A 20,764-nucleotide genomic window follows, 5' to 3' on the forward strand; every position below is an offset into this window, starting at 1 on the left:
CCCCCACCCCCCACAACAACACCCCCCCTACTCCACACGAGCTACACACACCACCACCAAACCCACCCCAACCAGCAATTCCGACACACCCTCGAGATCGAGCGAACCGCCAGCAACATGGCACGGGCCCCACCGGCCGACGCGGCCGCTCTCTCACCGGATCAACCAGCGCGCCGAAGGATCTCGACGCACCTCTCCCACGCGCGCCGTCGGCACCGCCCGCATCTCCCTGACGGCTCGGTGCCGCCCTTCCGGCGGTGTCGCCACGGGGCCGGGCTCCGCACAGGCATGCGGGCCGCACGAGGGCCCGTCGCACTGCCGAGGCGTCGGGGTCGGTACGGCGGCGGCGTTCCGGTCGGCGCGGAACGCCCGGTCGTTGACATCCGGGCGCCGGACCGGCCACGTGCGAGGGGGCTCGTGTGTGTGGCCCGGGAGAGGCGGCCCCGGGAGTGGCGTGCGTGCTGTCGGCGCCCCTGGTGCGATCGCACCAGGGGCGCCGGCTGCGCCCGGCTGCCAGGCCGCCCCTCTACGGGCAGGGCCGAGCCGATCGGGGCCGGGCGTGCGGCTGAGCCGCCCGTTCGCCGGGCCCGGGGCCGGCCCCGTCCTCAGCAGTACCCGACCGTGGTCTGGTGGTCCACGAGCGAGGAGTGGATGTAGTACTGACCGCTCACGTACGGCGTGCCGACCTTGAACCAGCGATCGGAGGTGTAGTCGGAGTCGGGCGGCGACACCGTCTGCCCGGTGATCCAGCAGTACATGTGCAGGGGTGTGCCGTTGTACAGGTAGTTCATCTTCTGCCCGCTCAGGTTCGGGGCGGCGCGCCACCAGGCGCCTCCGGAGTTGGAGGCGACGACAGAGGTGTAGGGCACGTCCGCTGCGGCCGGAGTTGCCACCACGGCGGTGGTGATCACGGCCGCCACCGCCGCGGGGAGCGCGAACCGGAGCAGCCTGTACGGCGTCCGGGAGGGCCGGGCGGCGCGCGCCGTGGTGCCGGCGCTCTCGCTTCCGGTGCTGGGCGCCGACCGGGTGTCGGCCGGGTGATCGGGGGCGACGCCGAACCCTGCCCGGCGACGCGCCGCGCTGAGCAGAGTCCTGGTCCCGGCCTTGGTCCTGGCAGCGTTCACTGGATGTCTCCTTGAGTCTTGTGGCCGAATGCGGCAAGGGAGTGCGGGATGGGAAGGGAAGAGCGAGTGGGCGGGCGCTACGTCGCGGCCGCTGCCGCCCGGTTCGGGGCGGCACCCGATGCCGCCTTCTCGTAGTCGATGTCGATGATCCGGCCGGCACCGGGCCGGTTGACGATCGACCGGGCGAGATCGCGGGCCACGAAGCCGCGCAGCAGCCACCGGTCCCGGCCTTCCCCGTGCCGAATGAAGGACGTACGGCCGTGGAAGGCGCTGTGGTTGTCGACCAGCAGCAGGTCGCCGGGGCACAGGCGCACCGCGTGCGCCGAGGCGCTGGCGGCCTCGTGCAGAGCGCTCACCGCCTCTCGCGCCAGGGGGTCGGTCCCCTTCGTCTCGGCGAAGTCGCATCGCATCCTCGGGTGGTCCGCGCTTCCGCCCAGCAGACTGATCGGCCCGACGGTCACCGGGCCCGGGATGCCCGAGCCACGCAGGAAGGAGCCGTCGACAGTGGTCACGAACCGCGGTTCGCGCAGCAGTTCCACGGTGGCCGGCGCGAGCCGGGCCAGCGACTCGCGTACCGGGCTGACGAGTGTCGCCGCGCGCCGCTCCGGGTCCGCGCGCAGACACAGCAGCGCGACGAAGTCGGCCCGGGACTCGGTGAACGCCGTCTCGCAGTGCAGCTCCAGCAGTGCTCGGCTCGATATCGAGTGCTGGGTGTCCTCGAAGCCGCTGACGGGCAGGATGTCCTGCACGATCCGGCCGGACAGTTCGGGCAGGAATCCGAACTGCTCGCCCACCACGCCGACCACCAGGCTGAGCACGTGGGCCGCGAGGAGACGTAACCCCCCGCCGCGGTCGGCGTCTTCGGGGGTGGGGGGCACCTGGCCCAGCGGCAGGCCTCGCAGCAGGATCCCGCCGCGTGCGTCCCCGTCCTGGCGGAAGCGGAGCAGCGCCGTGCGGACGCGTGCGGGCAGTCCGGCCGCCAGCAGCTGGGCCTGCAGGACGTACCGCCCGACCTCCGTGTCGGGATCGGTACCCGACAGTTGTGCCGCCAGGTGCTCGATCACCTTACGGTCCGCCGGGGAAAGGCGGACCGTCGCGAAGTCCCGCGGGGCACACTCGTTCACGGCGGGACGGTGTGCAGTGGGCCGGGGCCGCGTCGGTGGTCCGAAACTCGCTTTCGACATGCCCGTCATCGCCAACTCCTCCGGCTGTCAGGGACGGTTCGTCGACACGAACCGTGTGCGTTCCAGGAAGGTAGGCCGGGCCCGGGTGCCCCGGGCGCTTTATTGCACGCCGGCCCAACTCCTCGCACTTCGCCACAGTCCAACCCAACACGCGCCGAACTGCCTACAATCGCCCCATGGACGGGCGTGGTTCAGCGCGGGCTCCGAAGCGGCGCGGGCGGCCGCCTCGCGCGCACCAGGCGGACTCGGGCCCGGGAGCCCTGGCTCCGCGGCTACGGGGCGCCTGGCTGCTCAGGGTGAACCGGCTGCATCGCGAGAAACCCGCCTGGCCGAACCTCACGGCCTTCGCGGCGGCGTTACCGGCAATCGGCGCTCGCCGCCCGCACGCGGCGACCGTGTCGAGATGGGAACTGGGTACCGCTCCCGTACCGTACGACGCGGTCATCGGCTACGAGACGCTCCTGGAGCTGCCGCCGCACTCGCTGAGTTCGGTGTTCGACACGGTGCTGCGCTACCACGCGCCGACGGTGCGTGCGGGCCTGCCGCTGGCGCGATCGCATCCCGCGGAACGCATCGCCTGGCCCAGGACCGAGGGACTCCTGCGGCAGGCCGCGCAGGGCGCGCCCATGAACGGCTCCGGCTGGGACGAGCTGACCGCTCTGGTGACGCACGGGCCGCGTTTCTCCTACGGTACGGACGACCTCTGGGCGGCGGCGGCACATCGCCTGCTGACCGAGGTCATGGTGGCGGACGGCGTGTCCTGGATGCGGCGCTTCGAGGCGTTCAACCGCCTGCTCGCGCACCCCGTCCTGCAGATCGAGGCGCTGGCCGCGGTGCGTGACGCGGTAGCAGACCGCACGGTGCAGAGCCTGGTGGGCACCGCCTGCATGTTCGACTCCTGCGCGCACGCCGAGGCCACCACCCAGGTGCTGCGCCAGCTGCGCTCTCCGGGCGACGACCGGGTCTTCAAGGGCTCGCTCATGGCCTGTGTGCGAAAGATCGACTACGGCCATTTCACCCCCCATCACCTCTCCACGCTGTCGCACTCCCTCGCCGACGTCCTGTCGGGCGGCGCCGGCGACATCGGTCCGGACGGCCTCGGGGAGGACACGCTCGCGCTGGCCCGTTCGGTGCTCCGGCAGATCCCGCCGCGCCTTCAGCACCGACAGGCGGCGAAGCTGTTGCGTGCGTTCGCCACCCGCGATCTGGAACGGCACCACGCTGTCGTGAAGGAGAACCGGCTGGCACCGGAGGCAGGCGCCCGCATCGTGGCCCGGCGTCTGGCTCACGAGACCGCTGCGCGCCTGTCCACACCCGCCGACGGCTACGTCGACGACGTACTGCCCGTGCTGTTCGAGGAGACGCTGTTCCACCCCGTGTTCGACGTGCGCCTGTACGCGGCCTCGCTCCTGCATGCCAGCCCCTACCGGACGGCGGCGGCCAGGGTGCTGGCGGAGGAGCTGACCTCGACATGGCGGGCAGGGGAGGAGATGTGGCTCACCACGCTGCTGGAAGCGCTCCGCAAACTGGGCGGCGACCACGAGCGACGCAGTGTCGAGCCCCTGGTCCTGCACCCGTCGGCCCCGGCCGCGATCGCCGACGTCGCCGCGTACGCGCTCGGTCACATCGGGGGCACCAGCCCGCACCGCTTCTGGCAGCGGGCCGTGACCCGGCACGCCACGGCATGGGTGGCCACCCGTCGGCCCGCCCACGCCTCGGTCCTGGACCGCCTCGTGTACGCGATCGGCAGAGCCGGCCACCGCGGGCTCCTAGCGGAGGTGCGGGACGATCCGCGGTTGCCGGCACCGGTCAGGTCGTCCGCACGCTGGTGGCTGCGTCATCCCGGCGTACAGGACTGATACGGCGCTCCGGACACGCGACGGCGGTTCCGCGTCTGCGGAGGACACTACGGGGACGCCGGTCGGCCGTCCTCTTTGCGGCATCGCGTCGTGAGGGCCGCGCGGCCCTGCCCCGCAACCGGAGGCCGTGATCGCGTGACGCAGCAGGGAAGCCCCTGTGCCGGCGGTCACGTAACTCCCCCACTGCTGTGGTCACACAATTCCCCAGGTAGTGGGCCGTCGTGTTGCATGCTGTGGAGCGGGTCCGCTTGCTTGTGGCTGCTCCATCGTGGCCCCTGCCGCCGCCGGTGGCGGCTGTCGCGGCAGCGGTCTGAGAAGTAGTCCGAGTCGGCACGGGCCGTTTGGCGGGACATTAGAGGTGCACCGCGACGATCATCCGGTGCATCTTCCGACCGCGCTGTCGCCGGAGCGGGTCGCTGAGATCAACGAGACTCGGGCTGGGCGAACCGATCCGCACCCAGTCCGCGGGGACCGATCACAGAACGACGCTATCGAGTGTGCTCCCGCGGCCGTCAGGTGACCCGCAGTGTCTGCTTGGCGAGTTCGTACGCGGGCAGCATCGCCTCGTGTTCCTCGCTGTCCAGCCCGCCGAGGTGCAGGACGACCGGGCCGTCGGGCGTGGCGACCGCCAGCGCGCGCTGCTTCCTGGTCTCGTCCAAGAGCTTGCTCGTCGTGACGTATTCCGCCTCGACGCCGGACAGACCTGTGGGTGTCGTGAAGGTGTGGTACCTCTCCTTGCTGACGTCCTCCTCGGCCGCGACGAACGCGCGCAGCACGGCGCGTGCGTCCGTGTCGTCCGGCCCGCCGGTCCACACTCGCAGGAAACCGATGTGGCCGGCCGGCTTGGCGTCGATCTCGCAGGCGGCGGTGACCGGCCCCTGACGGAGGAAGAGGTCGGCGAGCGATGCGGACAGATCGCCATCCGGCCCGCTCGAGGCCTTCGCCAGTTCCGTCTCCGCGTCGACGCCCTTGGCCTTCCAGTTCTTGGCGAGGGCGAAGGTGACGGGCAGTTCGCAGGAGGAGCCGGCAGTACCGACCGTGCCCCCGCTCGCTGCCGTCCGTACCATGGCCGAGGCGCTCGGGTGCGCCCTGCCGTCCGGCGCGTGCGACCCGTCAGGTCCGGCGCACCCGCTCAGCACCGCCGCCAGCAGTGCGGCACCCGCAGCGGTGCCTCTCGCCCTGTTCTCCACGATCCCCACCTTGACCTGCACTGTCCTCTCCCCATCGGTCCGGCCCGACACTCTAGCCGAGCGGCCGCGCGGGCGTGCCCATGGTGGCCTTGGGCCTGCCCGCGCCGCGGGCGGGAAAGCTCGCCCGGGTCAGGTGCGCAGGCGCGAGAGCCAGCAGCCGCCCTTCTGGTCGGGCACGGTCTGCTCCTGGTCCTGGCCGGTGGCCGTCGGCGGTCCTTCCGCGCGGTGGTCACCGCGTGGTGCCCGCAGCCGTTGCAGAGCTGCGGGTGGAAGTCCTTCGGAGTGCCCCGGTCCGTCTTCTACGACGCGTCCCACCGTGCGTCGGTGAACTTCGCCCCGACCGATGCAGACGGGGGGCGGGCCTCGCGTTCTGCTGCCTTCCTCGCTGCCTGCTCCTGCGCCGCGCGCCGTAGCCGTGAGTGCGCCATTCTCCAGGCTGAGGGCGCCGGAGACGTAGGCGGCGATGTTGTCGCCCTGCGCCGGTCGAGGCAGCCGCCGAGCCCGCAACCCGCGGTCGCCCCGCGGATGGCCACGGGGCCGACGCCGTGCTCCAGCGGCCGGAAGGATCGCGGATCGGCGGCCGGGGGAGGCTGGCGGCCCACTCCGACGACGGCGACCGGTTCGACGGTCGGGACCGGTTCAGCAGGCCCGCACGCCCCGGGCTTGCCGGGGCCGATGCCGTCGAAGGAGAAGCGAAGCCCTTCGACGGCATCGGGCCGCACCGCTGACAGGATCTGACGGCCCATGTCCGCGTCCCCCCTCTCTGTCTCGACCGCCTCCTAGCCTGAGTCGCGCCGTGTCGGTGGCTTCGCGGAGATTTCCGGGAACCCGCACTTCACGGGAGGGACAGGGTCCTCGCGCAACGGGCGCCGCGGGAAGCGATGGTGGGGTGCCCAGCCGTCACGGGGCGGCAGCGGACGTCCCGGCTCGGGGAGTGGACGCTACCGGACCACGGTCTCGTCGCTCCTCCCCGCGATGGCCTCGCCGGCCGTCGCGTGGGCGCTGCTCGTCGTGGCGGAGTTGATCAGGTAGCAGATGAGAGCGGCGCCGGTGAACAGCGCCATCGACAGGGAGCGGACCTCCTTGCCGCTGTCGACGAAGGCGGCGCCGCTCAACGCCGCACCCACCATGCACAGCAACCCGAAGACCGAGGTACCCATCAGCAGCGGCCGGTTGGTGCCTCTGGCGGTCATGAGCGTGTGGAGGGCACCGCCGACGATCACCAGGCCGAGCCAGGCATGAATGACCAGCGCGGCAGGCGTGCTGGTCAGGGCGTGCCCGAAGGCGTTCCACATGCCGTTTCCGGTGGGCGGCCGCCCATCGTAGGAGTTGACCCACATCCCGAAGCCGTACTCGACCACGAGGACCACGGCGATGCCGAGGCTGGTCCGCCGCAGCGCCGCCAGGGCTTCGCCGGGGGTGCGGTCGCTGCCCATACCCATGCTCATCACGATGTCTACGTCCTGTTCCGTGTGATCGACTGACGGGTGTTCACCGGCAGTGCGGTCCGGTTGCCTCCCACGGCCCGGATCGCCCGCTGTGCCGGCAGGGGATCGGCGAGACGGGCCGTGCTCAGGTGCGGCGCCGGTAGGCGCGTACGGCCAGCGGGGCGAACACCAGCAGGGCACCGGCGGACCAGGCCAGCGTCAACAGCACCGGCTGCTCCACCGCGCCGCCCAGCAGCAGTCCGCGGCAGGCGTCCATGGCATGGGTGGCCGGGTTGATGTTCACCCACGCCTGGACCCAGCCGGGCATGCTCTCGGTCGGCGTCAGCAGGTTGGTGCCGAACGCCAGCGGGAAGATCGTCAGGATCGCCACGCCCTGCACACCGCTGGGCTCGCGGATGACGACGCCCGCCAGCACGTAGCCCCAGCTGAAGCAGAACGCGAAGACGGCCACGAGCAGGCACGCGGCCAGCGCGTGCCAGCCGGCCGCGTGCATCCGGAAGCCGATCGCGTAACCGAAGCCGAACAGCGCGGCGAGCGCGACCGCATAGCGGATCATGTCGCCGAGGACCGAGCCGATCAGCGGCGCCGAGCGCGCGATGGGCAGGCTGCGGAAGCGGTCGAAGACGCCCTTCTTGATGTCCGCATTGAGGTTGATGCCGGTGGCCATCATGCCGGCCATGACCACGGTCATCACCATCGCCGCGGGGAAGATCGTCTCCAGGTAGTCGTGCGTCGAGCCGGAGACCGCGCCTCCGATCAGGTAGACAAACATCACCAGGAAGATGATCGGCAGGAAGATCGCGTCGGCCAGCCCCTCGGGTGTGCGGGCGATCTTGGTCATGCTGCGGCCGGCGAGGACCAGGCTGTGCCGGACCAGCCCGCCGGAGCGCTGGGCGGCCGGCTCGGGCCTCGTTGTGACCGCGCCGCTTTGCGCCGCGGCGTCCACAGCCCCGCCGGAACCCGCCGGATGCATCGCCTCGGTCATGCTGTGCTCCTCCTTGTTCCCCTCTCCGCCCGGCCGGCGGACGTCCCGGTCGCCTACCGTGCCGGCCGCGGCCGGCACGCGCTGCCTCCTCATGGGGCCTCCTGCGTCGCGGCCTGCTTGTCGGTGTGGCGGCCGGTGAGCGCGAAGAACACCTCGTCCAGGCTCGGCAGCCGCAGGGCAGTCTCGACGACCTCGATCCCGGCCTCGCCGACCCGCTGCATAACCTCGTGGAACATCGCCTCGCCGTCGGCCGGCGCGATCACCGCCCCGGCGCTGATCTCGGCGTCACGCCGGGTCACCTCGCCGACAATGCGCGCGGCGTCGCCGACGCGCCCGGTGTCGGCGGGCCGCAGCGCGATGGTCTGTCTGCCGGCCCGCCGCTTGAGCTCCGCCGGCGTCCCCTCGGCGATGACCCTGCCCTGATCGATCACGGTGATGGAGTCGGCGAGGGCATCCGCCTCCTCCAGGTACTGCGTGGTCAGCAGCACGCCGACACCGTCGTCGGCCAGCGAGCGGATCAACCGCCACAGATCACCCCGCTTGGACGGGTCCAGCCCGGTGGTCGGCTCGTCCAGGAAGATCACCGAGGGGTGGCCGACCAGACACGCCGCGAGGTCCAGTCGGCGCCGCATGCCACCGGAGTACGTCGCCACGCGCCGCCCGGCGGACTCCCCCAGCCCGAACTGCTCCAGCAGTTCCTCGGCCCGCGCGGCGGCCTGCGATCTACGCAGGTCCAGCAGCCGGCCGATGAGCACCAGGTTCTCGGTACCGGTCAGGTCCTCGTCCACCGAGGCGTACTGCCCGGTCAACCCGATCATGCGCCGTACTTGCGGCGCCTGCCGTACGGCGTCCAGACCGCACACCGTGGCGCGTCCCTCGTCAGGGCTCAGCAGTGTGGCCAGGATCCGCACCGCCGTCGTCTTCCCGGCGCCGTTGGGGCCGAGCACGCCCAGGACGGTACCGGGCGCGGCTGCCAGATCCACGCCGTCGAGCGCGGTCACCTTCCCGAACCGTCTGACGAGGCCTTCGGCACGAAACGAATATTCCATGCACCGCAGCCTCGTCCCTCCCGCTCACAGACCGCACACACACCGCTCCCAGTCGGCCGGCACCCGCTCACTCAGGATGTGTGCGGAGTTGCGGTGTACGTTTGCCGCGCACCGCCCACACCCCTCCACAAACGAGGTGATACGCCGCTACGACCTCACGGAGGTGGGGCGTCTGGAGCGGGCCGCAGGGCTGCTCGAGGGCACCACCGCTGACATTGCGTTCGCCCCCGTTGGGCGAGACGACCTTGCGTTGGACGACGGAGAAGTAGATCTCGATCTGGTTTAGCCAGGAGGCGTGGACCGGGGTGTGCACCATGACCGCGTTCGGGAAGGCTGCGGTCAGCCGGTCAGCGTCCTTCTTGCCGTGGTGGGAGGAGCCGTTGTCGACGATCCAGTGCACGCGTTTGGCACTGGCGTAGGGCTCTTGCGTCATGCCCTGGGCGACCAGGTTCGTGAAGGGGTCGATGCCGGTGGTGGGCTCGGTGTGTCCGAACACCTTCGCGGCGTGGACGTTCGTAGGCGGCCAGGTAGGCGAGCGCGCCGCCGCGGCTGTAGGTGTGGTTGACGCGCATGGCTCTGGCCTGGCCGGGGGCCAGGGTGGGGTGGCAGCGGGCCTGGATCGAGGTCTTCTCGTCGGCGCTGATGACGTACTCGTCGGGGCTGAGCGGCTGGCCTTGCCAGGTGCGGGCGTACAGGTCCAGCACGCGCTGGGCCTTGGGGCGGAAGTCGGGGTCGCTGATGAAGATCAGGACTGGTGCTGCCAGGACTTGATCGCGTCGTCCTTGAGCCAGCGGCGCAGGGTGGAGGCGGAGATCGAGCCGGCGATCGCCCGGGCGACGGCCCTGCCGGCCAGTTCGGGGCACGTCCAGCGCGCGAGTGGCACGCCGGTCTCGGCGGGGAGCTGACAGGCCAGGGCCTTGACCTGGGCCGCCTGCAGCGCGGTGAACGACGTCAGCCGTCCCGACCGCTCGCGGTCGGTCAGGCCGCCCAGACCGTGCTCGGCGAACCGGCCACGCCAGCAACGGACCGTGTCCGGGTGCAGGCCGGTCTCGCGGGCGATGCGCGCGTTGGAGCGTCCGCGCGCGGCATGCAGTACCACCTGTGCACGCGTCCGCAGCCGGTACTCGATCTTGTGGCCGAAGGCCATCTTCTTCAGCCGCTCGCGCTCGGCGGTGCGCAGGGCTATCGGGCGGGCGGCGGCAATGGGCAAGGCATGCAGGCCGATCGGGAGAAGTGGATCACGACAGACCGAAGCCTGCCGTAACCGGGGACCGGCCTGTCGGGCAGGACGGGCGCCATGCCCACGCCTTCGGAACACACCCGGCTCCCACTGGAGGCGCGCCTCGGTGAGCACGCCCGCACCGCCTGGCCGCAGCTGGAGCAGCTGCACGTCCGCCACCGCGGAGCCTTCGCCTACGTGGAGGCCGAACTGGCCGACGGCGAACGGGGCAAGCTGATGCGCCTGCGTTACACCGGAGCCGTCGGCAGGTGGGGCTTCGCCCTCCACTGCGACAGCAGTGATCGCCACGAGGGCTCCCTGCTGCCCACCGGCAGCCCCACGGGCACCGCCGCAGACGCACTCGACCGTGCCTGCCGGCTCCGCCTCGCCGCCCCGGGCATCTGACCAGCTACCAGCCATGGCGCCGCCTCCGCACTCAGCCCTGAAGGACCTCCGGAGCTGACCACTAATGTGATCGCTATGGATCTGACTCAAGTGCGTTTGATAGTCGAGGACTTCACCTCCTGCTTCCGCTTCTACCGGGACGTGCTGGGGCTCAAGCCGCAGGTGGACGACGAGAACGGCCCGTACGGCAAGCTCAGCCTGCCGGAGGGGACGGCCGCGATCGCGTTGCAGCAGCGCCACCACCTCGTACAGGAACTGCCCTGGTGGAGGTCGGGCACCGGCGACCGCGCGCTGGTGGTGCTCAAAGTGGCCGACATGGACGAGGCGGTACGCGGCGTCCGCGAGCGCGGAGGGGAGATCGCGGACGGGCCGCGCACCCAGTGGGAGCGGCTGCGGGTGGCTTACTTGCGTGACCCGGAGGGCAATGTTGTCGAACTGCAGCAGTGGCTCGCGCCGCGCACCTGACGGCTGACTGATCACCCACGCGGAGCCGGTTGTCGGAGTAGTCGGCGACGTGGCGAGCGCCCCGAAGCCGCCCTGGACTGCATCTGCGGCCTCGACCTCGCCATCCCGACACCTGGCCAAACGGCATTCAGGACAGAAGCTCCCAAGTCAACCCCGAAGGACTTTCGGAGCCGACCACTAAGCTGTAGCACCAGTCGGGTCACCGGGCAGACGTCAATGGGCACGCACACGCGGCCGGCCCCCGCCGCAGCCGGTGGGCGGAGCACCGGCCGCGGACGACGGGGGTACTTGCGATGAGGATCGACATCCTCGGGCCTTTGCGGGTGGCCGTGGACGACCGGCCGGTGAACATCGGCGGTACACGGCTGCGGACCCTGCTGGTCCGGCTCGCACTCAGCGCCGGCCGGGTGGTGGCCGTGGAAACCCTCTCCACCGCACTGTGGCCGGACGGAGGACCCGCCGACCGGGCACACGCCCTGCAGTCACTCGTGTCCCGGCTTCGCCGCGCGCTCGGCGGCCCGGCACCCCTGCGGTCGGTCGCCGGCGGATACCGCCTCGACATCCCCGCCGACGACGTGGACGCACTGCGCTTCGAACGGCTGACCGTACGCGGCCGGCGACTGCTGCGCGAGGGCGACGCACGCAACGCCGAGGCCACACTGCGCGAAGCACTCGGACTGTGGCGCGGTGATGCACTCAGCGGCCTGACGAACGCACCCTTCGCCGCCGAGGCGGCCGCGCGCCTGGACGAGATCCGCATCAGCGCCACCGAACACCGCATCACCGCCGAACTGGACTTCGCCGGAGACCTCGGCCACACCGTCCCCGAACTGCAAGCGCTGATCACCCGCTTCCCGCTGCGCGAACCGCTGCGCGTGCTGCTGGTGCGCACACTGCACGCGGGCGGCCGACAGGCCGAAGCGCTGGCCGCGTTCGAGGAGTATCGCCTGATGCTGGCCGAGGAGTTGGGCACCGACCCCGGCCCGGACCTACGCGACGCCCATCTGGCCGTGCTGCAGGGCACCCTCACGCCCCGATCCGCCCCGGTGACCCGCCCGGTGGGCAATGTCCGCGCCTCACTGGACAGTCTGATCGGGCGCGCCGAAGAGACCGCACAGGTCACCGCACTGCTCACGCGAGGACGACTGGTCACCCTGGTCGGTCCGGGCGGTGTGGGAAAGACACGCCTGGCCACCAGCGTCGCCTCCAACCTGCGCGACACGGTCGCGGGCGGGGCCTGGCTGGTGGAGCTGGCACCGGTCACCGACGGACGAGACCTGGTGCCCGCGGTGACGGACGCACTCGCACTCCGCTCTCAGACGTCACACGACGCGCACCGCCCGACCGACCCGCTGGAGCGCGTAGTGGAAACACTCTCCGCCGCGGACGCGGTACTGGTACTCGACAACTGCGAACACCTCCTGCCCGAGGCAGCCTCGTTCACACACGAACTACTGGGCCGCTGCCCGCGACTGCGGATGCTCGTCACCAGCCGCGAACCACTCGACGTCCCCGGCGAGTCGCTGTTCCCCCTGCGGCCACTGGGACTACCCGAACCCGGCACCAACGCCACACAGGCACTCACCCACCCCGCCGTACAGCTCTTCGCCGACCGGATCACCGCCGTCCGACCCGACTTCACGATCCATGACGACAACGTCGCCGCAGTGATCGAGGTATGCCGCCGCCTCGACGGTCTGCCCCTGGCCATCGAACTGGCCGCAGCCAGACTCCGCACGTTGCCACTCGAAGAACTCACCAGACGGCTCGCCGACCGCTTCCGCCTTCTGAACAGCGGCAACCGCACCGCGCTACCGCAACACCGCACACTCGACGCAGTCGTCGGCTGGAGCTGGAACCTGCTCACCCCGGACGAACAATGGCTCGCCGCACGACTCGCGGTCTTCCCTCAAGTGATCACCCTCGAAAGCGCCGAAGGCGTGTGCGCCCTGGGCGGCATGGCCACCGAAGCCCCGCTCGACCACATCTCGGCGCTGGTCGACAAATCACTCCTCCAAGTGATCGAAGGCCCCCACGCCCGCTACCGCATGCTCGAAACGATCCGCGAGTACGCCCTCCAACAGCTCACCGAGACCGGCGAACTACAACACGCCCGAGCACACCACGCCAGCTACTTCGTCCACTTGGCCGAACAAGCCGCCCACCCCCTGCGCGGCCCTGACCAGCTCCCCTGGATCGCCCGCCTCACCGAAGAACACGCCAACCTGCTGGCCGCGCTCCACCACCTCACCACCACCGAGAACGCCGCAGACGCCGTACGACTGGCCGCTGCACTCGGCTGGCTGTGGACGCTCCAAGGCAATCACGCCGACGCAGCACAACGAATCTGGCAGGCACTCCGCATCCCAGGCGACACCCCCCTGCCCGAGCGCGCAACGGCCACCGCCCTCCACCTGTTCAACCGCGTACTCGCCGGCGGAGCCGCGACCACCGACCTGGGCCTGGAACAGGCCAGATGGATCGCACAACACGTCCCCGACCACCAAGCCCACCCCGCACGCGCCCTCATCGAAGCAGCACTCGCCCTCACCACCGACGACGCCACCGCCGGCACCCGCGCCATCGACCGCGATCTCCCCGAATGCACCCCCTGGGCGCGCGCGACACTCCTCCTCATGCGCGCCTTCCTCCGCGGCAACCACGGCGACATGACCGGCATGCGCGAAGACCTGGCCCGCTCCGCCACCGCATACCGCATCTCAGGCGAACGCTGGGGACCGTCCGTGGCGCTCACCGCACTCGCCGAGGCAGACGCCGTCCTCGGCGACTTCGACGCCGTCATCGACGAACTCACCCAAGCCATCGCGCTCCTGCGCGAACTCAACCCGCACGACGAGGCGATCCCCCAACGCGCCGCCCTCGCCACCGCACGCGCCAAACGCGGAGACACAGAACAAGCCCGCACCGAACTCAGGCACATGCTCCAACCGGGAACCACCACCGCCCCCCGCCAGCTCCTCTTCGCCCGCATCGCCCTCGGACACCTCAACCGCACCACCGGCGACCTCAACGAGGCAGCCCACCACTACCGCGCTGCACAAGAGGACCTCAAACGACTCCCCGCCGCCCCCCTCCTCCTTCACGCCGTGCTCGACGCCGCACTCGCCCACCAGGCGCTCGCCGAAGGCGACCCCCAACGCGCCGCACACCACACCAAGAAGTCATTCCACCTCGCCAGCTCCATCCCCGACATGCCCGTCGTCGCCCTGGCGACCGTCGCAGCGGCCCGCCTCACCCTCCACCACGGCGACCCCACCACAGCAGCCACACTCCTCGGCGCAGCCGACGCCCTCCGCGGCGCACCCGACACCCACAACCCCGACGTCAAACGACTCCTCACCGACATCACCGCAACCCTCGGCACACCCCACCCCACCACCCACTACATGCACGGACACACGCTCAACCGCACCACAGCACACGCCTACATCCAACAACACCTCCCATGACCCACCCCACACCCGAGCGTGAGGTCGTCGACGTCACGCACCCCACACCCGCCCGGGCCGCCGGCAGACCGCAGAGACCGCCAGGAGCGGAGAGACGGCGCGCCTGTGGTCACCGACTCCCACGCTCACGCCGCGCCCGCCCGGCCCGGTCGGCCGGTGTCGACGTCCTCCCCGCGCAGGGCCGCCCGACGGGCCCGTAACAGCACCTCGCCCGGGGCCACCCCCAGGTCGTCGGTCAGACTCCGGGCGGTGCGCTCGAACACGGCCAGGGCTTCGGCCCGCCGGCCGTCACACCGCAACGCGGACATCAGCGTCGCGGCGACCGATTCGTTCAGCGGCTCCTCCAACGCCAGTGCCGACAGCCCGCTGATCGCCTCCATGCGCCGGCCCAGCCTCAACTCCCAGTCCGCCTTACGCTGAGCCAGAGCGACCCTGCGCTGGGCGAGCCGCAGCCGCTCCGCCTCGGCGAACGGCCCGGGCAGTCCGGCCAGCGGCTCTCCGCGGAACAGTTCCAGGGCCCGGGCACCCAGCCGTACGGCCTCCAGCAGGTCACCGGCGCGCTCGGCTTCCCCGGCCCGGACGACGAGTTCCTCCATACGAAGTGCGTCCACCTCGGCGACGCCCTGGACCAGCCCGTATCCGTACCTGTCACGCCGGATCACCGAGTCCGGGCGCTCGCCCAGTCGCAGGACCTTGCGCAGCCGGTACACGTAGACCGGTACGACGTTGCCGTCCGGCATCTGTCTCCCCCATACGCTCTCCAGCAGCTGCCGCCGGCTGACGGAGCGGTTCCGGCACAGTGCCAGCGCCGCCAGGACAGCCTGCTGCCGCACGGGCCCCACGTCCACCGGCCGGCCCGCGAGCATCGTGTGCAGCGGGCCGAGCAGCGACACCTCAAGCCGGGCACCGGGGGCTGTGCCCGGGCCGTGTCCGGCAGTGCTGCCCGCCACCGGCCCGCGCGGGCCCTGCCCCGGCACCACCAGACCGCAGTCGAAAGCGTGCACGATGGCTGCCGCCCGGTCGCGCAGCCCCAGCTTCCCCAGGACCTGTCCGAGCCGTTCGGCCACCGCTCCCTCGGGCAGGGCCAGGACATCGGCGATCTCGGAGTCCCTCAGGCCGCAGCCGAGCGCGTACAACACTCGGCGTTCCTCGGCGGTGAGGTCCGTGACACCCCGGTCGCACCGCACCACTGTCGTCGTCGGCATGGCCGCTCCCCTGTTCCAGGACCGGCCGATCCCCTCGCACCGGTCGTCCACCTCGATGTCCTCGAGGCTGGCCGCCGTGCAGGGGGCGTGGACAGCGCATTCAACCCGTCATATCTGACCGGTGCCCACGAAGAAGCCCCCGCCTGCAGAAACGCCACAACTCAAGGGCGCGTGCCGTGTCACTGCAGCCCGCAGGTCCGGTGCGGTGCCGCATCGACGAAGACCCCGTCAGAAGCACGGTCGATGGCCACCCGCACTCCGGTTCCCTCGTCCGCCGTCTTCCGGCACTTCGCGATGAACCGCTCGGCGCGCGTCCGCTCGGTCCACGCCGGAGAGTCCCAGTAGCGCAAGGGGTGCGCGATCGTGGCCTGGGTCATCGCCTGTGCCCACTCCTCGTAGGCGGGACCGGAGCAGAGGCCGGCGGCTCGCCGGTCCAGGTGCCGCAGCACGGCGGACCGGGCCATCGTCTGGTCCGGATCGGTGAGCACGCGGCTGACCAGGTCGACTTCGTCCCGGTCGGCGACATGCGCCAGTTTGTCGAGGTAGGCCGCGAAGCGGCTGTGCCCGTCCGGGTCCTGCAGGATGTCGTCGATGTTCATGCCGTGTGCTCCTCGCGCTCCATCGGGGCGCCGTTCTCGAATCGTGGGCCGAGGCGGTCCGAGGACACCGGATGGGCTCCGGCGGTCGCGCGCCATCGTGCCGACCCGGCTCGACCGGCTTGAGCGCCATCGCGGGCGCGGCCACCGGGAAGTGCAGACCCCGCACGCGCTCCGGGCGGGCTGAGCAGCATCGCGGGGGCGGCCGCCGGGCTGTCCGCGCCTCGTGTGGCCTTCGCGCGGAGTTCAATCGGGGGGAGTGTCGGCTGCGCTCCTGGGGGGTGGGCTACCGGCCGACCGTCTCGGGGGTGCCGACCGGGCGGACGGGGTGGGCGGGTCCGGCGAGTCCGGCCGCCCGGTGGACCGACTCGGCTGAGGCGGCCAGCAGCGGCAGCCGGACGGCCGGGCTGGGAATGCGGCCCTGGGCGTGCAGCACCCCCTTGATCACGGTCGGGTTGGGTTCGGCGAACAGTGCGCCGGACAGCCGGGCCAGCTCTGCGCCGAGACTGCGGGCGCGGGCGACGTCGCCGCGCTGCCACAGGGCGATCAGCTCGGCGTAGTCGCGGGTGCGCACGTTGGCCGATGCCAGGATGGCGCCGTGGGCTCCCGCAGCGAGCAGGGGCGAGATGACGGCGTCGTCGCCGCCGAGGACCGAGAAGTGCGGCGGCGGCGAGCCGAGCAGTTGCATCGCGGCCGCGTCGAGCGCGCCGGTCGCGTACTTGACCCCGACGACCTCCGGCAGGCGACCGAGCGTGTCGAGTGCAGCGGTGCTGAGGGTCTGGCCGGTGCGGTAGGGGATGTCGTAGACGACCAGGGGCAGGCCTCCCTGCTCGGCCAGCGCCGTGAAGTGGGCGAGGGTTCCGGCTTCGCCGGGTCGGGTGTAGGGCGGGGTGGGTACCAGTGCCGCGGCGACGTCACCGCCGTCGGCGAGTTCCCTCAGCGACGTGATGGCCGCGGCTGTGTCGTTGGTGCCGACGCCGACGATGAGCGGGGCGCCGTGCGCCCGGCACGCGGCCGAGCAGACACGCACCACGGTCTGCTTCTCCTCGGCGGTCAGGGTGGCGGCCTCCGCGGTGGTGCCGAGGGCGACGAGTCCGCGGGCGCCACCGGCCGACAGCGCCTCGTCGGCCAGTCGGGCGAGTGCGTCGGGGGCAAGACGCAGGTCGTCGGTGAACGGGGTCACCAGGGGAACGAACAGGCCGGTGAAGAGGGCATCGGGCTTCATGCTCCCAGCCTGGCCCACACCAACCCGGTAGATCCATTTCTTATATCTACGCTCATACGTAAGCTCTTCTTATGCTTGATGTGCGACGTCTGCGCCTGCTGCGCGAACTGGACCGGCGCGGCACCATCGCGGCCGTGGCCGAGGCCCTGAACTTCACCGCGTCCGCCGTCTCCCAGCAGCTGGGAGTCCTGGAGCGCGAGGCGGGGATGCCCCTCCTGGAACGCAGCGGCAGAAGGGTGGTACTCACACCCGCGGGCCGCACCCTGGTCGGGCACGCCGACGCCGTGATCGAACGCCTCGAACTGGCGTCCTCCGAGTTGGCCGGGGCCCGCGAGGGCATCGGCGGACCGCTGCGCATCGGCACGTTCCCCTCCGCCGGCCACGCGATCGTGCCCAGCGCGCTCGCTGAACTGGCCAGGTGGCATCCGGCCCTGGAACCGATGGTGCGGGAGATCGACTCGGCGCGGGTCTCGGACGGGCTGCGGGCCGGCGAACTCGACGTGGCCCTGGTCCACGACTACGACTTCGTGCCCGCCTCACCCGACACCACGGTCGACCAGGTCTCCCTGCTGGAGGAGCCGATGTACCTGGCCACCGGGGTCACGCCCGCGACCGGCCCGGCCTCCCGCGGCGAAACGCTGGCCGAACTGCTCGGACCGTGGGCCGCGTCGCCCTGGATCACCGCCCGGGACGGCACGACCGGGCACGCGATGGCCGTGCGGGCCTGCCAGGCGGCGGGCTTCCAGCCGCGCATTCGGCACCAGGTGAACGACTTCCGTACCGTCCTGGCGCTGGCGGCCACCGGGCAGGGCGCCGGGTTCGTACCGGAGATGGCCGCCTCCCGACCTCCCGGGGACGTCACCCTGACGCGCCTGCCGCTCTTCCGGCGCTCCAAGGTCGCCTTCCGCGCCGGCAGCGACACGCATCCGGCGATCGCCGCGTTCGTGACGGCTGCACGCAGCGCGGCGGACGCGCACGTCCATGCCACCGGGCCCGCGTTCCGGGGGCCGCTCGAATAGAGGAGGTCGCGCCCGAAGAGCAGGCCCGGTCCTGCGCTGCCCGTCGTCGGTGCCGACCCTGACGCACCCTGCCGGCCCACCACCGGCTCCGGGGTGAACCACGGCAGGCGCTCAGGCGTGACCCGTCTGCTCCCTCGAACGGTCCTGATCGGGTCAGGTTGCGGGCCGCTCCACGAAGACGCGCTCCAGCAGCACGGACAGCGTTTCCCTCTCCTGCACGTCGAGCCGTTCCAGGCCCGCGACGGTGTGCTGCATCCTGCCGCGGATCGTGTCGATGACCCGCTCACCGTCCGCGGTCAGGGCGACGTTCTTGACGCGCCGGTCGGACGGGCTGGGTTCGCGGCGCACCAGGCCCCGCTTCTCCAGACGGTCGACGATTCCGGTCATGTTGGACGCGTCGCAGGTCAGGGTGGTGGCGAGAGCGCTCATCGACGCGGCGCCCCGGCGCAGCACGGTGAGGGTCTTGCCCTGACTGGCCGTGAGGTTCTCGCTTGCGGCCGCGACCGTGAACTCGCCGTAGTAGGAGGCCAGCGAGACGGACAGCAGCTCCATGAGCTGGGCCGTGTCGGTGCGGGCGGTTCCTGTCATGCGCGTCACCCTACGCCAGGAAACTTGACCATCTCAAGCAATGGTGGCTACGGTCCCGATTGCTTGATGTTCTCAAGTATCAATGTCCTCAAATAGTTGATCCGGGTTCTGAAGAGGCTCACCGGATCATGAACAGGGAGACTCTTCGTGTCTCAGGCACAGCAGACGGTGCCTCCACGGCGTTCTGGAGACACCGTGGTCGTCCTGGTGCTCGGGCTTGCCGCCATGGTCGTCTCGATGATGCAGACCCTGGTCGTGCCGATCCTCGGCATCATCCAGCACGACCTCCGGGCGACGACCGCCGACGTCAGCTGGGTGGCCACGGCCACGCTGCTTTCGGCGGCCGTGTTCACCCCGCTCTTCGGGCGTTTCGGCGACCAGCACGGCAAGAAGCCCACCCTGGTCGGCGTCCTGCTGGTGATGGTGGCGGGTTCCGTGCTGGCCGCCACGACCACCTCGCTGACCTGGCTGATCGTCGGCCGGGTGATGCAGGGTGCGGCGACCGCGATCTTCCCCCTGGCCCTGTCCATCCTCCGTGAAGAGGTCCGGCCGGAACGGCTGCACGGCGCGATGGCCCTGGTCAGCGGCACCCTCGCGTTCGGCAGTGGACTCGCCCTGGTCGGTGCTGGACTGCTCACCAGGGGCTCCGCCCCGGACTACCACCGGGTCTTCTGGCTCGCCCTGCTGCTCGCGGTGGTGGCACTGGCAGGCGTGCTGTTCGCGGTGCCGGCCTCCCGGACGAAGACGGGCGGGCGCACCGACTGGCTGGGCGCCCTCACACTGGGAGCGCTGCTGGTGCTGCTCCTTCTGCCCGTCTCGCAGGGGCACCAGTGGGGATGGGCCTCCGGTCGCACCCTCGGCGCCTTCGCGGCGGCGGTCGTGATGGGGCTGGTCTGGGTCGCCGTCGAACGCCGTGTCGGGGAGCCGATGGTCGACCTGAAGATGTTCGTCCACCCGCCGGTCCTGTTCACCAACCTGGCCGGGCTGATGCTGGGGTTCGCGATGTTCGCCCAGTTCCTCGGCGTCTCGTATCTCGTCCAGATGCCCGAGGGGCTGGTCGGGTACGGCTTCGGCGCCTCCGTTCTCGAGGCATCCGTGGTGTATCTGCTGCCGACGGCGCTTGTTTCGCTGGTGGGCGCGCAGGTCGGCGGCGTGCTGGTGCGCCGTCTCGGCGCGCGCGTCACCCTGGCCGTCGGGGCCTGCTGCGGCGTGATCGGATTCACCTGGCTGAGCGGCGCGCACGACACCACGGCTTCGGTGATCGGAGCGGGCATGGTCATCGGTCTGGCAATCAGCTTCGGCTACGCCGCGATGCCCGCGCTCATCGTGGCCGGCGTCCCGCCCCACCAGACGGGCATCGCCAACGGCATCAACTCGATCTCCCGCTCGGTCGGCAGCGCCGTGGCGAGCGCGGTGATCACCTCGCTGCTCGCTTCCAAGACCGTCCCGCTGCCGCACGGCATGCCCGCGCTGCCCGTCGAGAGCCGGTTCACCCTGAGCTTCGTCATCGCCGGAGCGGCCTTCTTCCTGGTCGTGGTCATCGCGCTCCTCGGACTCAGGCCGGACCGCGAGTCCCGCTCCGCCGGGCCGCGTGCTGCCGCTGAGTTCCCGGGGGCGCAGGAACCGGAGGCGGAATCCGCCGCTGCGGCCGTGTGAGCCGTCCTGCCCCGCCGCCGTCCCGCGCCCGCCCCACCCGGCGCGGACGGTGAGACGGTTGAACCACTCCTCACCGA

Annotated in this window: 17 protein-coding genes and 1 pseudogene; 6 read left to right on the forward strand and 12 right to left on the reverse strand. The window is 71.2% G+C overall.

The genetic code is table 11. The annotated features are described in order from the left end of the window. Positions 1 to 605: 605 nt before the first annotated feature. Entirely contained in the window at positions 606 to 1,124 is a 519-nt protein-coding gene (locus tag ACL02U_RS22995) for a hypothetical protein (protein WP_412792792.1), read from the reverse strand. A gap of 77 nt (positions 1,125 to 1,201) precedes the next feature. Further along, positions 1,202 to 2,248, reverse strand: coding sequence for a TauD/TfdA family dioxygenase (locus ACL02U_RS23000; protein WP_412792793.1), 1,047 nt, complete (start codon positions 2,246 to 2,248; stop codon positions 1,202 to 1,204). Positions 2,249 to 2,703: 455 nt separating this feature from the next. Between ACL02U_RS23000 and ACL02U_RS23005 the strand changes: the two genes are divergently transcribed. Next, entirely contained in the window at positions 2,704 to 4,167 is a 1,464-nt protein-coding gene (locus ACL02U_RS23005; RefSeq protein WP_412792794.1) for a hypothetical protein, read from the forward strand. A 512-nt stretch (positions 4,168 to 4,679) separates the two neighbouring features. Here the strand turns inward: ACL02U_RS23005 and ACL02U_RS23010 are convergent. From ACL02U_RS23010 to ACL02U_RS23035, 6 genes are all read right to left on the reverse strand, one after another. Next, on the reverse strand, positions 4,680 to 5,378 hold the full coding sequence (locus ACL02U_RS23010; protein ID WP_412792795.1) for a lipoprotein: 699 nt from the start codon (positions 5,376 to 5,378) through the stop codon (positions 4,680 to 4,682). Between the two features lie 920 nt (positions 5,379 to 6,298). After that, complete coding sequence (locus ACL02U_RS23015) at positions 6,299 to 6,799, reverse strand: hypothetical protein (RefSeq protein WP_412792796.1); 501 nt, start codon at positions 6,797 to 6,799, stop codon at positions 6,299 to 6,301. A gap of 130 nt (positions 6,800 to 6,929) precedes the next feature. After that, entirely contained in the window at positions 6,930 to 7,883 is a 954-nt protein-coding gene (locus ACL02U_RS23020; protein WP_412792797.1) for an ABC transporter permease, read from the reverse strand. Continuing rightward, positions 7,880 to 8,839 (reverse strand): ATP-binding cassette domain-containing protein, encoded by a 960-nt coding sequence (locus tag ACL02U_RS23025; protein WP_412792798.1) that lies wholly within the window; start codon positions 8,837 to 8,839, stop codon positions 7,880 to 7,882. Before ACL02U_RS23025 ends, ACL02U_RS23020 begins: the two co-directional genes overlap by 4 nt. 67 nt (positions 8,840 to 8,906) lie before the next feature. Then, positions 8,907 to 9,335, reverse strand: a complete 429-nt coding sequence (locus ACL02U_RS23030) for a transposase (protein WP_412792799.1) — start codon at positions 9,333 to 9,335, stop codon at positions 8,907 to 8,909. A gap of 249 nt (positions 9,336 to 9,584) precedes the next feature. Then, positions 9,585 to 10,049, reverse strand: coding sequence for a helix-turn-helix domain-containing protein (locus ACL02U_RS23035; RefSeq protein ID WP_412792800.1), 465 nt, complete (start codon positions 10,047 to 10,049; stop codon positions 9,585 to 9,587). 87 nt (positions 10,050 to 10,136) lie between these two features. Here ACL02U_RS23035 and ACL02U_RS23040 point away from each other — a divergent pair, with 87 nt between their 5' ends. From ACL02U_RS23040 to ACL02U_RS23050, 3 genes are all read left to right on the forward strand, one after another. After that, positions 10,137 to 10,463, forward strand: coding sequence for a hypothetical protein (locus ACL02U_RS23040; RefSeq protein ID WP_412792801.1), 327 nt, complete (start codon positions 10,137 to 10,139; stop codon positions 10,461 to 10,463). A 75-nt stretch (positions 10,464 to 10,538) separates the two neighbouring features. Further along, on the forward strand, positions 10,539 to 10,928 hold the full coding sequence (locus tag ACL02U_RS23045) for a VOC family protein (RefSeq protein ID WP_412792802.1): 390 nt from the start codon (positions 10,539 to 10,541) through the stop codon (positions 10,926 to 10,928). Positions 10,929 to 11,221: 293 nt separating this feature from the next. After that, positions 11,222 to 14,398 (forward strand): BTAD domain-containing putative transcriptional regulator, encoded by a 3,177-nt coding sequence (locus tag ACL02U_RS23050; RefSeq protein WP_412792803.1) that lies wholly within the window; start codon positions 11,222 to 11,224, stop codon positions 14,396 to 14,398. Between the two features lie 125 nt (positions 14,399 to 14,523). On the opposite strand, the gene ACL02U_RS23055 is transcribed toward ACL02U_RS23050, so the two are convergent. From ACL02U_RS23055 to dapA, 3 genes and pseudogenes are all read right to left on the reverse strand, one after another. Beyond that, the gene (locus tag ACL02U_RS23055; RefSeq protein ID WP_412792804.1) at positions 14,524 to 15,603 is read right to left on the reverse strand and encodes a BTAD domain-containing putative transcriptional regulator; all 1,080 of its coding nucleotides are present in this window, start codon (positions 15,601 to 15,603) and stop codon (positions 14,524 to 14,526) included. A 215-nt stretch (positions 15,604 to 15,818) separates the two neighbouring features. Continuing rightward, positions 15,819 to 15,959, reverse strand: a pseudogene (locus ACL02U_RS23060) (GNAT family N-acetyltransferase); the annotation flags it as partial. Between the two features lie 526 nt (positions 15,960 to 16,485). Next, complete coding sequence (gene dapA, locus ACL02U_RS23065; RefSeq protein ID WP_412792805.1) at positions 16,486 to 17,424, reverse strand: 4-hydroxy-tetrahydrodipicolinate synthase; 939 nt, start codon at positions 17,422 to 17,424, stop codon at positions 16,486 to 16,488. Between the two features lie 71 nt (positions 17,425 to 17,495). On the opposite strand from dapA, the gene ACL02U_RS23070 reads away from it, so the two are divergent. Next, entirely contained in the window at positions 17,496 to 18,443 is a 948-nt protein-coding gene (locus ACL02U_RS23070; protein WP_412792806.1) for a LysR family transcriptional regulator, read from the forward strand. 153 nt (positions 18,444 to 18,596) lie between these two features. On the opposite strand, the gene ACL02U_RS23075 is transcribed toward ACL02U_RS23070, so the two are convergent. Beyond that, entirely contained in the window at positions 18,597 to 19,031 is a 435-nt protein-coding gene (locus ACL02U_RS23075; RefSeq protein WP_412792807.1) for a MarR family winged helix-turn-helix transcriptional regulator, read from the reverse strand. A gap of 147 nt (positions 19,032 to 19,178) precedes the next feature. Between ACL02U_RS23075 and ACL02U_RS23080 the strand changes: the two genes are divergently transcribed. Continuing rightward, on the forward strand, positions 19,179 to 20,687 hold the full coding sequence (locus ACL02U_RS23080; protein ID WP_412792808.1) for an MFS transporter: 1,509 nt from the start codon (positions 19,179 to 19,181) through the stop codon (positions 20,685 to 20,687). Positions 20,688 to 20,764 lie beyond the last annotated feature (77 nt).

The sequence above is a fragment of the Streptomyces sp. MS06 genome, from assembly GCF_047200655.1.
Classification (GTDB): domain Bacteria; phylum Actinomycetota; class Actinomycetes; order Streptomycetales; family Streptomycetaceae; genus Streptomyces.

Coding starts and splice junctions, on each gene's coding strand:
- ACL02U_RS23025 (WP_412792798.1), bottom strand. CDS start 8,839: ATGGAATATTCGTTTCGTGCCGAAGGCCTCGTCAGACGGTTCGGGAAG.
- ACL02U_RS23055 (WP_412792804.1), bottom strand. CDS start 15,603: ATGCCGACGACGACAGTGGTGCGGTGCGACCGGGGTGTCACGGACCTC.
- ACL02U_RS23070 (WP_412792806.1), top strand. CDS start 17,496: ATGCTTGATGTGCGACGTCTGCGCCTGCTGCGCGAACTGGACCGGCGC.
- ACL02U_RS23050 (WP_412792803.1), top strand. CDS start 11,222: ATGAGGATCGACATCCTCGGGCCTTTGCGGGTGGCCGTGGACGACCGG.
- ACL02U_RS23045 (WP_412792802.1), top strand. CDS start 10,539: ATGGATCTGACTCAAGTGCGTTTGATAGTCGAGGACTTCACCTCCTGC.
- dapA (WP_412792805.1), bottom strand. CDS start 17,424: ATGAAGCCCGATGCCCTCTTCACCGGCCTGTTCGTTCCCCTGGTGACC.
- ACL02U_RS23015 (WP_412792796.1), bottom strand. CDS start 6,799: ATGGGTATGGGCAGCGACCGCACCCCCGGCGAAGCCCTGGCGGCGCTG.
- ACL02U_RS23020 (WP_412792797.1), bottom strand. CDS start 7,883: ATGAGGAGGCAGCGCGTGCCGGCCGCGGCCGGCACGGTAGGCGACCGG.
- ACL02U_RS23075 (WP_412792807.1), bottom strand. CDS start 19,031: ATGACAGGAACCGCCCGCACCGACACGGCCCAGCTCATGGAGCTGCTG.
- ACL02U_RS23040 (WP_412792801.1), top strand. CDS start 10,137: ATGCCCACGCCTTCGGAACACACCCGGCTCCCACTGGAGGCGCGCCTC.